This window comes from Candidatus Chlorobium masyuteum (assembly GCF_011601315.1).
In the GTDB taxonomy this organism is placed as follows: Bacteria; Bacteroidota; Chlorobiia; order Chlorobiales; family Chlorobiaceae; genus Chlorobium; species Chlorobium masyuteum.
Genome location: NZ_JAAORA010000001.1, coordinates 208011 through 221395, shown reverse-complemented (window position 1 = coordinate 221395; position 13385 = coordinate 208011). Strand labels below are relative to the sequence as shown.

12 protein-coding genes are annotated in these 13385 nt (G+C 50.7%); 7 read left to right on the top strand and 5 right to left on the bottom strand.

The annotated features are described in order from the left end of the window. Nucleotides 1-147: 147 nt before the first annotated feature. The gene (gene ppdK / locus G9409_RS00950) at nt 148-2898 is read right to left on the bottom strand and encodes a pyruvate, phosphate dikinase (protein ID WP_166807017.1); all 2751 of its coding nucleotides are present in this window, start codon (nt 2896-2898) and stop codon (nt 148-150) included. A gap of 152 nt (nt 2899-3050) precedes the next feature. Between ppdK and G9409_RS00945 the strand changes: the two genes are divergently transcribed. The 3 genes from G9409_RS00945 to G9409_RS00935 all read left to right on the top strand — a co-directional run bounded on the left by G9409_RS00945 (nt 3051) and on the right by G9409_RS00935 (nt 5622). Beyond that, nucleotides 3051-3914, top strand: a complete 864-nt coding sequence (locus tag G9409_RS00945) for an ABC transporter permease (RefSeq protein ID WP_166807016.1) — start codon at nt 3051-3053, stop codon at nt 3912-3914. 132 nt (nt 3915-4046) lie between these two features. Beyond that, nucleotides 4047-4382, top strand: a complete 336-nt coding sequence (locus G9409_RS00940; protein WP_166807015.1) for a helix-turn-helix domain-containing protein — start codon at nt 4047-4049, stop codon at nt 4380-4382. Next, entirely contained in the window at nt 4375-5622 is a 1248-nt protein-coding gene (locus G9409_RS00935; RefSeq protein ID WP_166807014.1) for a type II toxin-antitoxin system HipA family toxin, read from the top strand. The genes G9409_RS00940 and G9409_RS00935 overlap by 8 nt, the downstream gene beginning before the upstream one ends. A 224-nt stretch (nt 5623-5846) precedes the next feature. Here the strand turns inward: G9409_RS00935 and elbB are convergent, their stop codons facing one another. Both elbB and G9409_RS00925 read right to left on the bottom strand, forming a co-directional pair. Then, entirely contained in the window at nt 5847-6503 is a 657-nt protein-coding gene (gene elbB, locus G9409_RS00930; protein ID WP_166807013.1) for an isoprenoid biosynthesis glyoxalase ElbB, read from the bottom strand. Nucleotides 6504-6616: 113 nt separating this feature from the next. Further along, nucleotides 6617-7138, bottom strand: coding sequence for a methyltransferase family protein (locus tag G9409_RS00925; protein ID WP_328700105.1), 522 nt, complete (start codon nt 7136-7138; stop codon nt 6617-6619). Nucleotides 7139-7229: 91 nt separating this feature from the next. On the opposite strand from G9409_RS00925, the gene G9409_RS00920 reads away from it, so the two are divergent. Beyond that, the gene (locus G9409_RS00920) at nt 7230-7772 is read left to right on the top strand and encodes a hydrolase (RefSeq protein WP_166807012.1); all 543 of its coding nucleotides are present in this window, start codon (nt 7230-7232) and stop codon (nt 7770-7772) included. Between the two features lie 163 nt (nt 7773-7935). Here G9409_RS00920 and lpxK read toward each other — a convergent pair whose 3' ends face one another. Next, nucleotides 7936-9003: a tetraacyldisaccharide 4'-kinase gene (lpxK, locus tag G9409_RS00915; RefSeq protein ID WP_166807011.1), complete on the bottom strand. Its 1068-nt coding sequence runs from the start codon at nt 9001-9003 to the stop codon at nt 7936-7938. Further along, nucleotides 8996-9613 carry a lysophospholipid acyltransferase family protein gene (locus G9409_RS00910; RefSeq protein WP_166807010.1) on the bottom strand — a complete coding sequence of 206 codons (618 nt, stop codon included), beginning with the start codon at nt 9611-9613 and terminating at the stop codon, nt 8996-8998. The genes lpxK and G9409_RS00910 overlap by 8 nt, the downstream gene beginning before the upstream one ends. Before the next feature lie 144 nt (nt 9614-9757). Here G9409_RS00910 and purD point away from each other — a divergent pair, with 144 nt between their 5' ends. The 3 genes from purD (at nt 9758) to carB (ending at nt 13380) form a co-directional block, all read left to right on the top strand. Then, a complete protein-coding gene (purD, locus tag G9409_RS00905) occupies nt 9758-11047 on the top strand; it encodes a phosphoribosylamine--glycine ligase (RefSeq protein ID WP_166807009.1) in 1290 nt (429 codons plus the stop codon). 137 nt (nt 11048-11184) lie between these two features. Next, nucleotides 11185-11616 carry a Mov34/MPN/PAD-1 family protein gene (locus G9409_RS00900; RefSeq protein WP_006365523.1) on the top strand — a complete coding sequence of 144 codons (432 nt, stop codon included), beginning with the start codon at nt 11185-11187 and terminating at the stop codon, nt 11614-11616. 285 nt (nt 11617-11901) lie between these two features. Then, nucleotides 11902-13380: a carbamoyl-phosphate synthase large subunit gene (gene carB, locus G9409_RS00895; RefSeq protein WP_166807008.1), complete on the top strand. Its 1479-nt coding sequence runs from the start codon at nt 11902-11904 to the stop codon at nt 13378-13380. Nucleotides 13381-13385: the final 5 nt, after the last annotated feature.

Here is a 13385-nt window from a genome sequence, read left to right as displayed (position 1 = left end):
CAACCCGATCACGACAATTTATAGGTACCCATAAACAGCCTTCTGATTTTATAAATTCCACTCAGGAATCTGATCTGACAGCAAAATGACAACGGCGGCCTGGGGCCGCCGTTGTCATAAGAACATGGTGTGTGTGTGTGAAGAGCTTCAACCCTGCAGTGCAGCTCTTGCAGCGGCAAGGCGTGCAATCGGAACCCGGAAAGGGCTGCATGAAACGTAGTTGAGTCCTATCTGGTGACAGAACTCGACTGAAGAGGGATCGCCTCCGTGCTCACCGCAGATGCCGAGTTTGAGATCCGGTTTGACTGAACGGCCCTCTTTGGCAGAGATACTCATCAGTCGGCCAACGCCATCCCTGTCAATGGATTCAAACGGGTTGCGGGCAAAGATCTCCTGCTGCTGGTAGGTCGGCAGGAACTGGCCGGAGTCGTCGCGGCTCATGCCGAGTCCCATCTGGGTCAGATCATTGGTGCCGTAGCTGAAGAAATCAGCCGCGGTTGCAATCTGGTCGGAGGTGATTGCCGCACGCGGAACCTCGATCATGGTGCCTACGAGATATTTGACACCGGTTCCCTGTTCGGCTATGACGCTGCGGGCTGTTTTATGGATAACTTCGCTGGTGATCTCAAGCTCTTTTACGGTGCTGACAAGCGGAACCATGATTTCAGGTACCACTTCGAGCCCCTCCTTCTTGATTTTGCAGGCAGCCTCAATAATGGCGCGGACCTGCATCACCGTGATTTCAGGGTGAAGGATGCCGAGGCGGCAGCCGCGGAGTCCGAGCATCGGGTTGAATTCGTGCAGATCACTGATGCGTTCTTTTACGGCAGCAACCGATTTGCCCATCTTTTTGGCAAGGGATTCGATTTCGCTGTCGGTGTGCGGCAGGAACTCATGGAGCGGAGGATCGAGGAGCCTTATGGTGACGGGGCGGGATCCCATCGTCTTGAAGAGTCCGTAGAAGTCTTCGCGCTGATAGGGAAGCAGCTTTTCAAGTGCTTTTTTGCGACCGTCCACATTTTCGGCCAGAATCATTTCGCGCATCGCGTCAATGCGCTCTCCGCCGAAGAACATGTGCTCGGTACGGCAGAGGCCGATACCTTCAGCGCCGAAGGTGATGGCAATCTCAGCCTGGTCAGGCTGGTCGGCATTGGTGCGGATGTTGAGTTTGCGGTATTTGTCGGCCCACTCCATGAGCTGCTTGTAGATCGGCCAGGTCGGAGCATCTTCGGGCTTCAGGGTCTTGTCGACCAGAACCTCGATGATCTCGGAGTTTTTGGTTGCTACCTTTCCGGCAATGACTTCGCCGGTGCTGCCGTCTATGGAGATGTAGTCACCTTCATTGAGGACGATCGGGTTACCGCTGACACGAAGTTCACCTTTCTGGTAGTCAATGCTGAGTGCTCCGCATCCCACGACGCACACCTTGCCCATCTGTCGGGCAACAAGTGCTGCATGGGAGGTCATGCCGCCGCGTTCGGTGAGAATGCCTTCCGAAACAGCCATACCCTTGATGTCTTCTGGTGATGTTTCGATACGAACGAGAATGACCGCTTCTCCGCGCTTGCCGGCCTCATAGGCATCAACCGCGTTGAAGTAGATTTTTCCGGTAGCAGCGCCGGGTCCGGCATTCAGGCCGGTTGCAAGCAGACGTCCGCCGGCAATGGCCTCTTTTTTCTCGTCCAGGTTAAAGACCGGGCGGAGAAGCTGGTTGAGCTGTTCAGGCTCAATGCGCATCAGTGCCTCTTTTTCATCAATAAGCTTTTCGTTGAACATGTCAACGGCAATTTTGACAGCGGCAAAACCGGTTCGTTTGCCGACCCGGCATTGCAGCATGAAGAGCTTGTTGTTCTCGATGGTGAACTCGATGTCCATCATGTCGTGGTAGTGGTGTTCGAGAATCGAGCGTATATCTTCAAGCTGGTCGTAAATTCCGGGATTTTCAGCCTTGAGCTGTTCGATTTTAAGCGGGGTTCTTGTGCCTGCCACAACATCCTCACCCTGGGCATTCATCAGGAACTCGCCGTAGAAAATGTTATCGCCGGTTGCGGCATCACGGGTAAAGGCAACGCCGGTTCCGCAATCTTCGCCCATGTTGCCGAAGACCATCGCCTGGACATTGCAGGCCGTGCCCCAGTAGCCGGGAATGTGGTTGAGTTTGCGGTAGACAATGGCCCGTTCGTTGTTCCAGCTGTTGAATACGGCACCGATCGCACCGCGAAGCTGTTCGTGAGGATCTTCGGGGAATGTCTTGCCAGTTTTTTCGAGAATGGCTGCTTTGTATTTGCTGACGATATCCTGCAGGTCCTCAACCTTGAACTCGGTGTCGAGCTCAATACCAAGTTCATGTTTTTTGGCTTCAAGTATCTTTTCGAATGGATCAATCTCTTTTTTGTCTGCCGGTTTCAAATCCAGCACAACATCACCGTACATCTGCACAAAACGGCGATAGCAGTCCCATGCAAAGCGGGGATTGCCCGATTTTTTTGCAAGACCGGCAACGGTTTTTTCATTCAGGCCGAGATTGAGAATCGTGTCCATCATGCCGGGCATGGAGGCTCTTGCGCCTGAACGGACTGAAACAAGCAGCGGGTTTTCCGGATCTCCGAACTTCTTTTCAAGAACATCCTCGATTTTTGTGAGAGCCAGGGGAATATCTTTTTCAAAAAGGTTTGTCGGGTAGGTTTTCTGGTGGTCGTAATAGTAGGTGCAGACTTCAGTGGAAATGGTGAATCCGGGAGGCACCGGCAGGCCGATGTTGGCCATTTCCGCCAGGTTGGCGCCTTTACCGCCCAGCAGGTTTTTCATTGACGCATCACCTTCTGCAGAACCGCCCGAGAAGCGGTAGATGTACTGCTTGGCAGCAGCTTTTTCGTTACTCATCTCAGATGTTGGCATTGTTTTTCAGGAGTAAATTTATCTTTTCACCAGATTAACAAAAGGGGAGATGGTGAAAAAACAGATGAAGTTGACTACTATTACAAGAATTGAAATTTAATAAAAAAAACCTATGTAAAAATCTTCCGAAACGAAGATTATCTCTATTCGTTATGGGTGCTGAACTGATCGTTATTCTTTTGCAGATTTTGCGGATCGCCGTGCCTTACGTGCTGACCTCTGTGGGGGCCACTTTTTCCGAACGGGGGGGTATTGTCAACCTTGCACTTGAGGGGCTGATGCTTGCCGGAGCGTTCGGTGCGGCTTACGGCCAGTACCGGACAGGTTCTGCTCTTGCGGGGATTGCTCTGGCTCTGTTTTCCGGCTTCGCAGTCGCGCTGCTTTTTGCCTTTATTACCATTACCATTAAGGCTGACCAGATTGTTGCCGGCATTGCCGTCAATATTCTTGTCATGGGTGCCACCCGTTTCGGTCTTACTCTGCTTTACGGCAGTTCAATGAACTCCGAGCGAATTGCGGGGATTGAAGTTCCTTTTCTCTTTCTTGATCCTCTTTTTCTTGCTTCGATTTTCTCTGTGCCGGTCGGCCATTTTCTGCTCTTTAACACCCCATACGGATTAAGGCTTCGGGCTGCGGGACAGAGTGCTGAAACTGCGGAGAGTGCCGGAATCAATGTGGACTTTATGCGATATTCCGGAGTGCTGATTTCCGGTGGACTTGCCGCTCTTGCAGGTGCTTTTCTGGTCTTTCAGCAGCACACCTTTACCGATAACATGTCGGCCGGAAGGGGATATATCGCTCTTTCGGCCATGATCATCGGCAAGTGGACCCCTCTTGGAGCTGTAGCTGCAAGCCTGATGTTCGCCGCCGCCGAATCCATGGAAATATGGTTTCAGACAGGATGGATTCCATCCCAGCTTGTGCAGTCAATGCCCTATATCATAACCCTTGTGGTGCTTGCTGCGCTTTCGAAAAAGAGAAGTGGACGCAAGTGGACGAAGAGATGGTGGACATGAGTGGACAAGAACTGAAGAGGGGAGAAGAGTGCTGAGTAGCGAGTGCTGAGTGAAGGGAGGATTCTGTTTGGTTTTGTGATATGTAGCTTTCGTGTTACATTAAGTCTTGTTTAAGATAAATAGAGATTACAAATGCCGACACCTCATTTACCGACACCGGCAGTTCGAAAAGTGCTGCGCAAGTTAGGCAACAACATTCATGAAGCACGGATGCACCGCAAACTCCCGATGAGTGTAGTCGCTGAGCGTGCTTCCACCTCCCGGCCAACGCTCTCCCGTCTTGAGAAGGGCGATCCTTCTGTGAGCATCGGTATCTATGCATCTGTACTTCAGGCCCTTGGGTTGCTGGATGATCTTGCGGGTCTTGCCGACCCTTTGCGAGATAGCGTGGGTCAACAACTTGTGTCGGCAGCGTTGTCCATGCGGGCTCGCATTCCGGTCAACAATCGCAGGGATCGCAATGTCTGAAGTCGAGGTCTATATTGATTGGCAAGGTTCATGCCGATTGGTCGGCCGGTTGCACCGTCAATCCGGACGCGGGCGTGAGATGGTTTCATTTCAGTATGACAACGGATGGATTGATGCATCCGATCATTTTTCGATAGACGCATCAATCAAGGTGGGTCGTGGTGTTTTCGTTCCAAACCCTGGGCAGAATATGTTCGGTACGTTAGGAGACTCTGCTCCTGACCAATGGGGTCGGCGTCTAATGCGTCGTGCCGAGCGTCGTCGCTCCGAAAAAGAGAGGAGGACTCCCCGGACGTTATTTGAAACAGACTACCTGTTGGGAGTTGCAGATGAGACTCGTCTGGGCGCTCTTCGCTTCAAGTTCCCGGGAGAGGAGGCTTTTCTTGCACCGACAGATACTGGAGTACCAAAACTCATTGAGCTTGGAAAATTATTGGGTGTGAGTGAGCGGATTCTTCGCGATGAAGAGAGTGATGAAGATCTACGGATGATTTTTGCTCCCGGATCCTCACTTGGAGGTGCTCGCCCCAAGGCGTCAGTTATTGATCAGTATGGTCGTCTTGCGATAGCCAAGTTTCCAAAGGAAAACGACGAATACAGCATTGAAACCTGGGAAGAGATTGCGTTGAGACTTGCCGAAAAAGCAGGGATACGGACACCAGTTCATGAGCTTGTCAGGATTGCGGATAAAGCGATTCTGATATCCCGGCGTTTTGATCGAAACAAGGCTGGGCGTATTCCATTCATGTCAGCAATGTCTATGACCCGATCGTTGGATGGTGAGGGGGGAAGTTATCTGGATATCGTCGATGCGATTGGAGAATCCGGCGCTCAGGCGAAGGCTGACCGGGCTGATTTGTTTCGTCGCATGGTCTTGAATGTGCTGATTTCAAACGTGGATGATCATTTACGCAACCACGGTTTTTTGATGTTGAGCAGGCATGGCTGGACATTGTCTCCGGTGTACGATCTCAACCCGACACCTCAGGACCTGAAACAAAGAGTACTTGCTACAAATATCGACTTTGAAGATGGAACCTGCTCAATAGAGCTGGTACGGGAGGTCGCCCCTCTTTTTGGATTGCAAAAGGTTAATGCTGATCGAATGATTGCTGACGTGGCTCGTGCCACGCAGAGTTGGCGTGACGTCGCAAAAACCGTTGGTGCTCGCTCAGCAGAAGTAAAAAGAATGGAGAGCGCCTTTGAGCATGATGACCTCTATCGGGCATTACGGCTGTAAATGGATTATGGATTTTAGATTTAAGAGAAGAAAGGACGTGTTGAGGGACGAGTGCAGAGTTGAAGAAAGTGGACTTCGAGGACGAAGAAATGGTGGACATAAGTGGACGCGAGTGGACAAGAGCTGAAGAGTTGAGGGGAGATTGGTTTTTCGGTATTGTCCACTGTGTCCATTATCGTCCACTTATGTCCACCCTCCCGGCTCTCCACTTCATGTTAACAATCTCAGAGCATTGCTATGATTTCCGTAACGAGTTTGTCGATGCCTTTCGATACTTCTGCTATTGAGGTTTCGAGCATGTAGGCGGGGGTGCTTACTATTTTGCCCTTATTGCTTACAATGGTATTAGAGGCCGTACATTCGATGTGCCGGGCTCCCATAGCTTCTAAGTTATCGGCGGTCTCTTGGTCGCAGCCACTCGTCAGTTCAATCTGCTGGTCACCGAGTACCTTTGCGGCGATTACCGGGGTTATACAGATGAATCCAAGTGGTTTCCCTGCTTTGAAGAATGCGTGCAATATTTTTGAGACTTCAGGAATAACATCGCAATCGCTGCCTTTGAAGGCATAGGTGCAGAGATTTTTTCCTGCGCCGTACCCGCCGACAAGAATAAGGGCATCGAGATCAAGGGTATCAATGTTGCTGAGATCGGTGATGGCGCCCCGGGCAATGCGTGCTGCTTCGACCAGAACATTTCGGGATTCGGAGGGTACGGCTTCACCGGTGAGGTGGTTGACAACATGGTGCTGTGGTATGTTCGGCGCCAGACATTGAGCTTTTGCTCCGGCATTGTCTATTGCAAGCAGAGTAAGGACGGCTTCATGGATTTCCGATCCGTCAAGATATCCGCATCCGGAAAGCAGTACACCTATTTTTTTCATGGCAGTAATCAGTAACGTGTCGTTGTGACGATGATTCGTGAACACTAAGCGGTTCTTAAGGTGAAAGGTAATTGTTTGCGCTGAAATTTGAAATGGTTCAGGGGTTACGCTAATCAGTATATCCACGGGATGAATTTTTTTACACGATGCCTGTAACTATTATATTCAGGATGGCGTATACTGAGCCAGCGCTCTTCCTGTGCAGCCTTGTAGTCAAAGAAGAACAAGCCGATACCGGTCATGAAAAGATGGGAGAGGCTCATCTGGAAAGCACTCCATCCGAAGGCTGCAAAAAGCACGCCGCTGTAAAGGGGATGCCGTACGACATGATAAATTCCCGTAGTGACGAGTTGATTGTTCTCTGTCGGATAGGGGAGTGGCGTAAGCGATTTTCTGATGGAGAATAAACCAAGTGCGACCAATAGGAGTGCATATCCGGTGAAGAGTGAGAGTATTGTCCATCTGATGAACGCAAGCGATTTGAACAGTTCGAGGCCGGAAAGTTGCGGATAGACCGGTAGAACAATAAAGCCCGTCATCAGAATGAGCTGAAGCATGACCAGATATTCGCCCTTTTTGCCACGGGGCAATTCCCGCTCTTCCGGGGGTTTATTATTTATGGGACCGCTCTTCATATTTATCATTAAAAGTTACATATTTGTTGTTTTGTTGCTTTATACATACAACATTCTCCTGCTATCTAAAGTTTTTTCATTCAAGACGATTATGATTACTCCAAAGGAGACGCTGCTTCTGCTTATTGATGTACAGGGCCGACTGGCAAAGGGTGTATTTGAAGCGGCAAAGGTTGAGGGCACGCTCAGCCGCCTTATACGGGCTTGTCAGGTGCTTGAGGTGCCGGTTCTGGTAACCGAACAGTATCCCGGGGGGCTGGGCCATACCATTGAGTCTTTGATGGAGCTGCTGCCCGGAAATGTTCCCGTTGAGAAGCTTGCGTTCAGCTGTTGCGGCAGCCCGGAGTTCATGCACCGGCTCCGTTCATTCAACCGCAATGATATTCTTGTTGCCGGCATTGAGACCCATGTCTGCGTCTACCAGACAGCGGTTGAACTGATCGAGTTCGGTTATAATGTTCATCTGGTGACCGATGCCGTTTCATCAAGAACTGAAGAGAACAAAAATCTCGGAATTCGCTGTATTGAAAAGGCCGGCGCCTCCCTTACCAGCAGTGAAATGGCTCTCTTTGAGCTGCTGCGGGTGGCTGAAGGCGATATATTCAAGGCGGTTTCGAAGATCGTGAAAGAGTGAAAAGCGAAGAGGAAGTGGGCCAGGTGGACGAAGAAATTGTGGACAGGAGTGGACGCGAGTGGAGAAGAGAAGAGGCCGAAGAAAATTTCTGAGTGATGAGCTGAAGAAGAGGATTTTTCTCTTCGTCGTTGTTGTCTTTGCTGTCCTTTAAGTCCTCGTTACTCTATTTAATCCCGGCGGCTTCTCGCAGCATTTTTTGGAGTATCTCTTTGCCTTCAAAGATGTCGGTTTCTATTTTGAGGTAGTAACTGGGTCTTGCGGTTATGATGCTGATCAGTTCCGGACTTCCGAGCAGACGGAAGTAGTCTTTTTCGGTTGTAATCAGACACAGCCCCTTTTCATCGGCTTCACGCCGTATTGACTGAAGTTTTTTTGCAGTGAACGGCTCGTGATCCTTGAAAAAATGGTGAGCCGAGACGGTTATTCCCTTTGATTTAAGACTTTCCAGAAAGCTGCCGGGCGAAGCGATGCCGGCAAAGGCAAGGGCGTTAAGGCTTTCCGGCAGAGGGGCCTCATCTGAAGAGATGAATTCCCCTGAAAGGCAGACAAGGTCTCCGGTTTTGATACGGGCTTTTATAACCGGCCTTCCGGTTTTTTCCAGCTCTTTTTTCAGGATTTCGGCCTCTTCATGGTCACTGATTTTGTTGAGCAGAATCAGGTCGGCTCTTGCAATATTTTTCAGGGGTTCTCTCAATCTGCCTTCGGGCAGCATTCTGGCCTTGAAATAGGGTTCAGAGGCATTGATAATGGCGATGTCAAGCTCCCGGCCGATCTGACGGTGCTGGAATGCATCGTCAAGAATGATGACCGAGGGAACTCTTCGTGAAAAGTGCCTGATCATCCAGGTTACAGCAGCCTTTCGTTTTTCGCCAACAATGACTATGGCATCGGGATTGTTCCATGCAAGCATTGTTGTTTCATCTCCGGCCTCCCTGCTGCCGAGCAGAACTCTGTTGCCGTCTGAAACCAGTTTTACCCCTTTTGACTCCCGCCGGTAACCACGCGAGATGATTGCCGGTTTACAGCCGATTGAGAGGTAGTATTTGACAATCCAGTCAACGAGCGGAGTTTTGCCTGTTCCTCCTGCCGTAAGGTTGCCGATTGAGACAACCGGAATCGGGGAGCTCCATCGGTTGAAGCACGTTCGCTCGAAGAGTGCATTGCGCAGTTGCATGATGGAGCCATAGAGGAGAGCGACGGGACGGAGAAGTATGGAGAGCGGGTTATGCATGGCTCAGTTGTTCAGAAAGTTGTTTGCAGTAGGCGTGAAGTTCCTCTTCGCTTCTGAATTCGGGGAGTTCTATGAGCTGGAGTGTGACCGTCGTTCTGGTGAAGGGTTTCGGGATTTCAAACCGGTCCCAGCTTTTGAGTTTCCATGAGGATGCATAGCTGATTCGGGCGAAAATCAGAGGCGAGCGGTTTCGTGCGGCGAGGCGGAGCGAACCGTACTTGAACTGGTTTATCGGCCCTCTTGGCCCGTCAGGTGTAATGACGATAATCTCACCTTTGTCGAGGGTTTGCTGCATGCTGCGAACGACTTCAACGCTTCCTTTGGAGCTTGAGCCCCGAATAAGGGTGAATCCGAGTTTCTGTAGGGCATCAGAGAGAATACGGCCGTCTTTTGACTGGCTTACCACTGCAGCGGTAGACTCTCCGGGAAAGAGTTCCCTTGCCAGGAGCCATCCGGTAACCATTTTTCCGTGCCAGAAAGCGAAAATGGTTCCTTTTCCCTGCACTCTCATCTCTCCCTCCGGAGGTGTTACTGATATGCGGAGGCTTTTATAGAGAAGCTTCAGCACAAACGGCAGGATATGCCGGGTAATTACCGGTGAGAGTGCCATAAAAGGGGTGGCAAATTTTTTTTATTGTTTATTTTACCCTGCCTGCATTATATACATGCTACCTGCTGTATGAACGGGAGTAATTTAATAAACCACGCCGATAAACCACAGGGTGAACTGCGGCTGATGCCCACACTGAGAGCTATGAATGTTTTGATTATTGGAAGCGGAGCCCGGGAGCATGCCATGGCGCGGGCTGCAGCACAAAGTGAACGGGTGCAATCAGTTTTTGTTGCTCCCGGCAATGGCGGAACCGCACTGATGGGTGGTAAAGTCCACAATGTTGCGCTCAAGGCAACCGATCTGGACGGTTTATTACATTTTGCCGGAGAGAAGGGTGTTGAGCTGACGGTTGTCGGCCCTGAACAGCCGCTTGAGCTGGGTATTGTCGATCTGTTTCGCCGTTCCGGTAAAAAGATTGTCGGCCCGACAAGGGATGCTGCCCGTCTTGAATCGAGCAAGGTGTTTGCCAAGGAGTTTATGCAGCGGCATCATATTCCGACTGCCGGGTATCGTGTATTTCGCGATTCGGCCTCCGCTGTCAGCTACCTTGGTGCACTTCCGGAACGCTCCTGGCCCCAGGTCATCAAGGCCAGCGGTCTCTGCGGAGGCAAGGGTGTGATTATTGCCGAAGACCGTGACGTTGCTTTGCGGACCATCAGCGAGCTTTTTGACGATCGTATTTTCGGAGATGCCGCCGATGAGGTGGTTATTGAGGATTTTTTGAAGGGGGAGGAGGCAAGCGTTTTTGCCCTGACCGATGGTGTCAGCTACAGGTTGTTTCTCTCTGCACAGGACCATAAGCGGATAGGCGACGGGGATACCGGGAAAAACACCGGGGGAATGGGTGCTTATGCCCCGGCTCCGCTGGTGAATGCCGAGGTTATGCGAAAGGTTGAAGAGCGGGTTATCCGTCCTACTCTTGCCGGGATGGCTTCGGAAGGGTATCCCTATACAGGCTTTTTGTATGTCGGTCTGATGATTGATGGCGGTGAACCTTCAGTAGTGGAGTACAATGCGCGTCTCGGTGATCCTGAAACCCAGGTGGTGCTTCCGCTTTTGAAAAGTGATCTGATTGCGGCATTTCAGGCAAGTGTTGAGGGTGATGGACGGCTCAATGAGGTGCCTTTCGAGATGTATCAGCAATCAGCTGCGACGGTAGTTATTGCTTCAGGCGGCTACCCGGATCACTATGAAACCGGTAAAGCAATTACCATTGCCGACGGAGTCGGGAGTATGGAGGGGTGCATGGTGTTTCACGCCGGAACGAGCCTTGATGACGCGAGACTCTTAACGGCGGGGGGAAGGGTTTTTTCGGTTACTGCGCTCGGTGATACACTCAGAGAGAGTATTGACCGGGCCTATCAGGCGGTTGAAAAGATCAGTTTTGAGGGAGCATATTTCAGGAGGGATATAGGGGCAAAAGCGCTTTAGCTCTGCTTTTAATTTGTTGCGCGATCTGATTGCTTCGTTGTCCTGATGAGTCGGGATAACACTCAAACCGCTCATGACAATTTTAAAGGTGCCTATATCTACAAGGTTTACGTATCAAGTCAATCGATAGTTGTTTTATGAAACTACTCAGGCGTAAATTTGAGATTATTCAGGAACAGGCTTTCCGGGAACTGCCCTATGAGTGCTGCGGGCTGCTTGCGGGAGTGAAAAATGTAGATCACCGGGGCAATATTGAGAACATTGTCTATGAGGTTGCTCCCTGCAGGAACTGCCTTTATTCCGGACGGGAACATGGTTTTGAGATTTCACATAATGAGTATGACGCTGTCGAGAGGGAAGCCGAACGCCTCGGTTACCAGATTGTCGGCTCCTACCACTCGCATATCAATTCACCGGCGATTCCGTCACTTCACGATGTTGATTTTGCCCGATCGGGCCATACCATGCTGATTATTTCACTGATGAATCGTGAACCGAAAGAGGTGACGGCATGGCTGAGACGTGAGTCGGGCGGTTTTCACCAGGAGCAGATCAGGGTGATGGAATAAAGGAAGAGAGTGGACTTTAGTGGACGAAGAAATGGAGGACAGAAGTGGACAAAAGGGGTAAGAAAGTTTTAGTGACGAGTGCTGAGAGGAAGATTTTTGGCCACGAAATACTCGAAATTGCACGAAAAAGATGAAGAAAGTGGACTGAGTGGACAAGAAGAAGAGGGGAGGAAATGACTGGGGAGAATTGTGTCTATTGCATCGGGGGAGAGGGGTGAAACTCGGCAAATATTTTGTACATTACGTTCATTTTGAAGCTTACCAAGTATTAAAACCCGAAACAACGTGCCAAAGCGGGAAGATATAAAGTCGATTTTAGTGATTGGGGCCGGCCCTATTGTGATCGGTCAGGCCTGTGAGTTTGATTATTCCGGCACTCAGGCTTGCCGTGCTCTCAAGGAGGATGGTTATCGTGTTATTCTGGTGAACAGCAATCCGGCGACCATTATGACCGATGTAGAGTTTGCGGATGCCACCTATATTGAGCCGATTACACCGGAGTATGTGCAGAAAATCATAGAGAAGGAGAAGCCTGATGCGCTTCTGCCTACCATGGGCGGACAGACAGCCTTGAATACGGCGGTTTCGCTTGCCGAGTCCGGTATTCTTGAACGTAACGGGGTTGAGCTTATCGGAGCAAAGCTTCGGGCGATCAGAAAGGCTGAAAACCGTGAGTTTTTCAGTGATGCCATGAAGAAAATAGGCCTTGAGATGGCCAAGGGCGTTTTTGTCCGCAATGAAAAAGAGGCCAAGGAGGCGCTTGAGGAGATCGGTCTTCCGATCATTATCCGCCCCTCGTTTACGCTTGGAGGTACCGGCGGCGGTTTTGCCGAAACCAAGTCAGACTATTATGAAGCGGTACGCAGAGGTCTTGCTGAAAGTCCCATCAGTGAAGTGCTGGTCGAGGAGTGTCTCTTCGGCTGGAAGGAGTATGAACTTGAGGTGATTCGTGACCTGGCCGATAATGTCATTATTGTCTGTTCTATCGAAAATTTTGATCCGATGGGCGTGCACACCGGCGACAGCATTACCGTAGCTCCAGCCCAGACGCTTACCGACCGCCAGTACCAGGAGCTCAGGGACGCTTCGGTCAGGATTATCCGAGAAATCGGTGTTGAGACCGGCGGCAGCAATATCCAGTTTGCCATTCATCCCGGGAATGGCCGTATCGTTGTTATAGAGATGAATCCGCGTGTGTCACGCAGCTCTGCACTGGCCTCCAAGGCGACCGGATTTCCGATTGCCAAAGTTGCGGCAAAGCTTGCCGTGGGTTATACACTCGACGAGATTCTCAATGATATCACCAAAACCACTCCAGCCAGTTTTGAGCCGGTCATTGATTACTGCGTCGTCAAGGTTCCCCGCTGGGATTTTGAAAAGTTCAAGAATGTCGATGCCCGTCTGGGTGTGCAGATGAAGTCGGTCGGTGAAGTGATGGCTTTCGGTCGCAACTTCCGCGAAGCGCTGCAGAAGTCGCTCAGGGGACTTGAGATCGGTCGTGCCGGACTTGGCTCTGACGGCAAGGATATCATGAATGTGCTGGATATGACGCAGCAGCAGAAAAAGTTTGCCAAAGAGGATATTCTGGAGAAGATCAGGATACCGAAAGCGGACAGGATCTTTTATCTCCGTTACGCATTTCAGGCGGGTGCGACCATTGATGAGGTGCATCAGTCAACAGGAATTGATCCATGGTTTCTCGACAATATCCGCCAGATCGTTGAGTTCGAAAATGAGCTCAGGGAACTTGCTGCCGCCGAGTGAGCGCC

Bases quoted from the DNA above. Each gene is read 5' to 3' on its own strand.
- G9409_RS00945 (WP_166807016.1), top strand. From the start codon at position 3,051: ATGGGTGCTGAACTGATCGTTATTCTTTTGCAGATTTTGCGGATCGCC.
- G9409_RS00935 (WP_166807014.1), top strand. From the start codon at position 4,375: ATGTCTGAAGTCGAGGTCTATATTGATTGGCAAGGTTCATGCCGATTG.
- G9409_RS00920 (WP_166807012.1), top strand. From the start codon at position 7,230: ATGATTACTCCAAAGGAGACGCTGCTTCTGCTTATTGATGTACAGGGC.
- lpxK (WP_166807011.1), bottom strand. From the start codon at position 9,003: ATGCATAACCCGCTCTCCATACTTCTCCGTCCCGTCGCTCTCCTCTAT.
- G9409_RS00910 (WP_166807010.1), bottom strand. From the start codon at position 9,613: ATGGCACTCTCACCGGTAATTACCCGGCATATCCTGCCGTTTGTGCTG.
- ppdK (WP_166807017.1), bottom strand. From the start codon at position 2,898: ATGCCAACATCTGAGATGAGTAACGAAAAAGCTGCTGCCAAGCAGTAC.
- G9409_RS00900 (WP_006365523.1), top strand. From the start codon at position 11,185: ATGAAACTACTCAGGCGTAAATTTGAGATTATTCAGGAACAGGCTTTC.
- purD (WP_166807009.1), top strand. From the start codon at position 9,758: ATGAATGTTTTGATTATTGGAAGCGGAGCCCGGGAGCATGCCATGGCG.
- G9409_RS00940 (WP_166807015.1), top strand. From the start codon at position 4,047: ATGCCGACACCTCATTTACCGACACCGGCAGTTCGAAAAGTGCTGCGC.
- elbB (WP_166807013.1), bottom strand. From the start codon at position 6,503: ATGAAAAAAATAGGTGTACTGCTTTCCGGATGCGGATATCTTGACGGA.
- G9409_RS00925 (WP_328700105.1), bottom strand. From the start codon at position 7,138: ATGAAGAGCGGTCCCATAAATAATAAACCCCCGGAAGAGCGGGAATTG.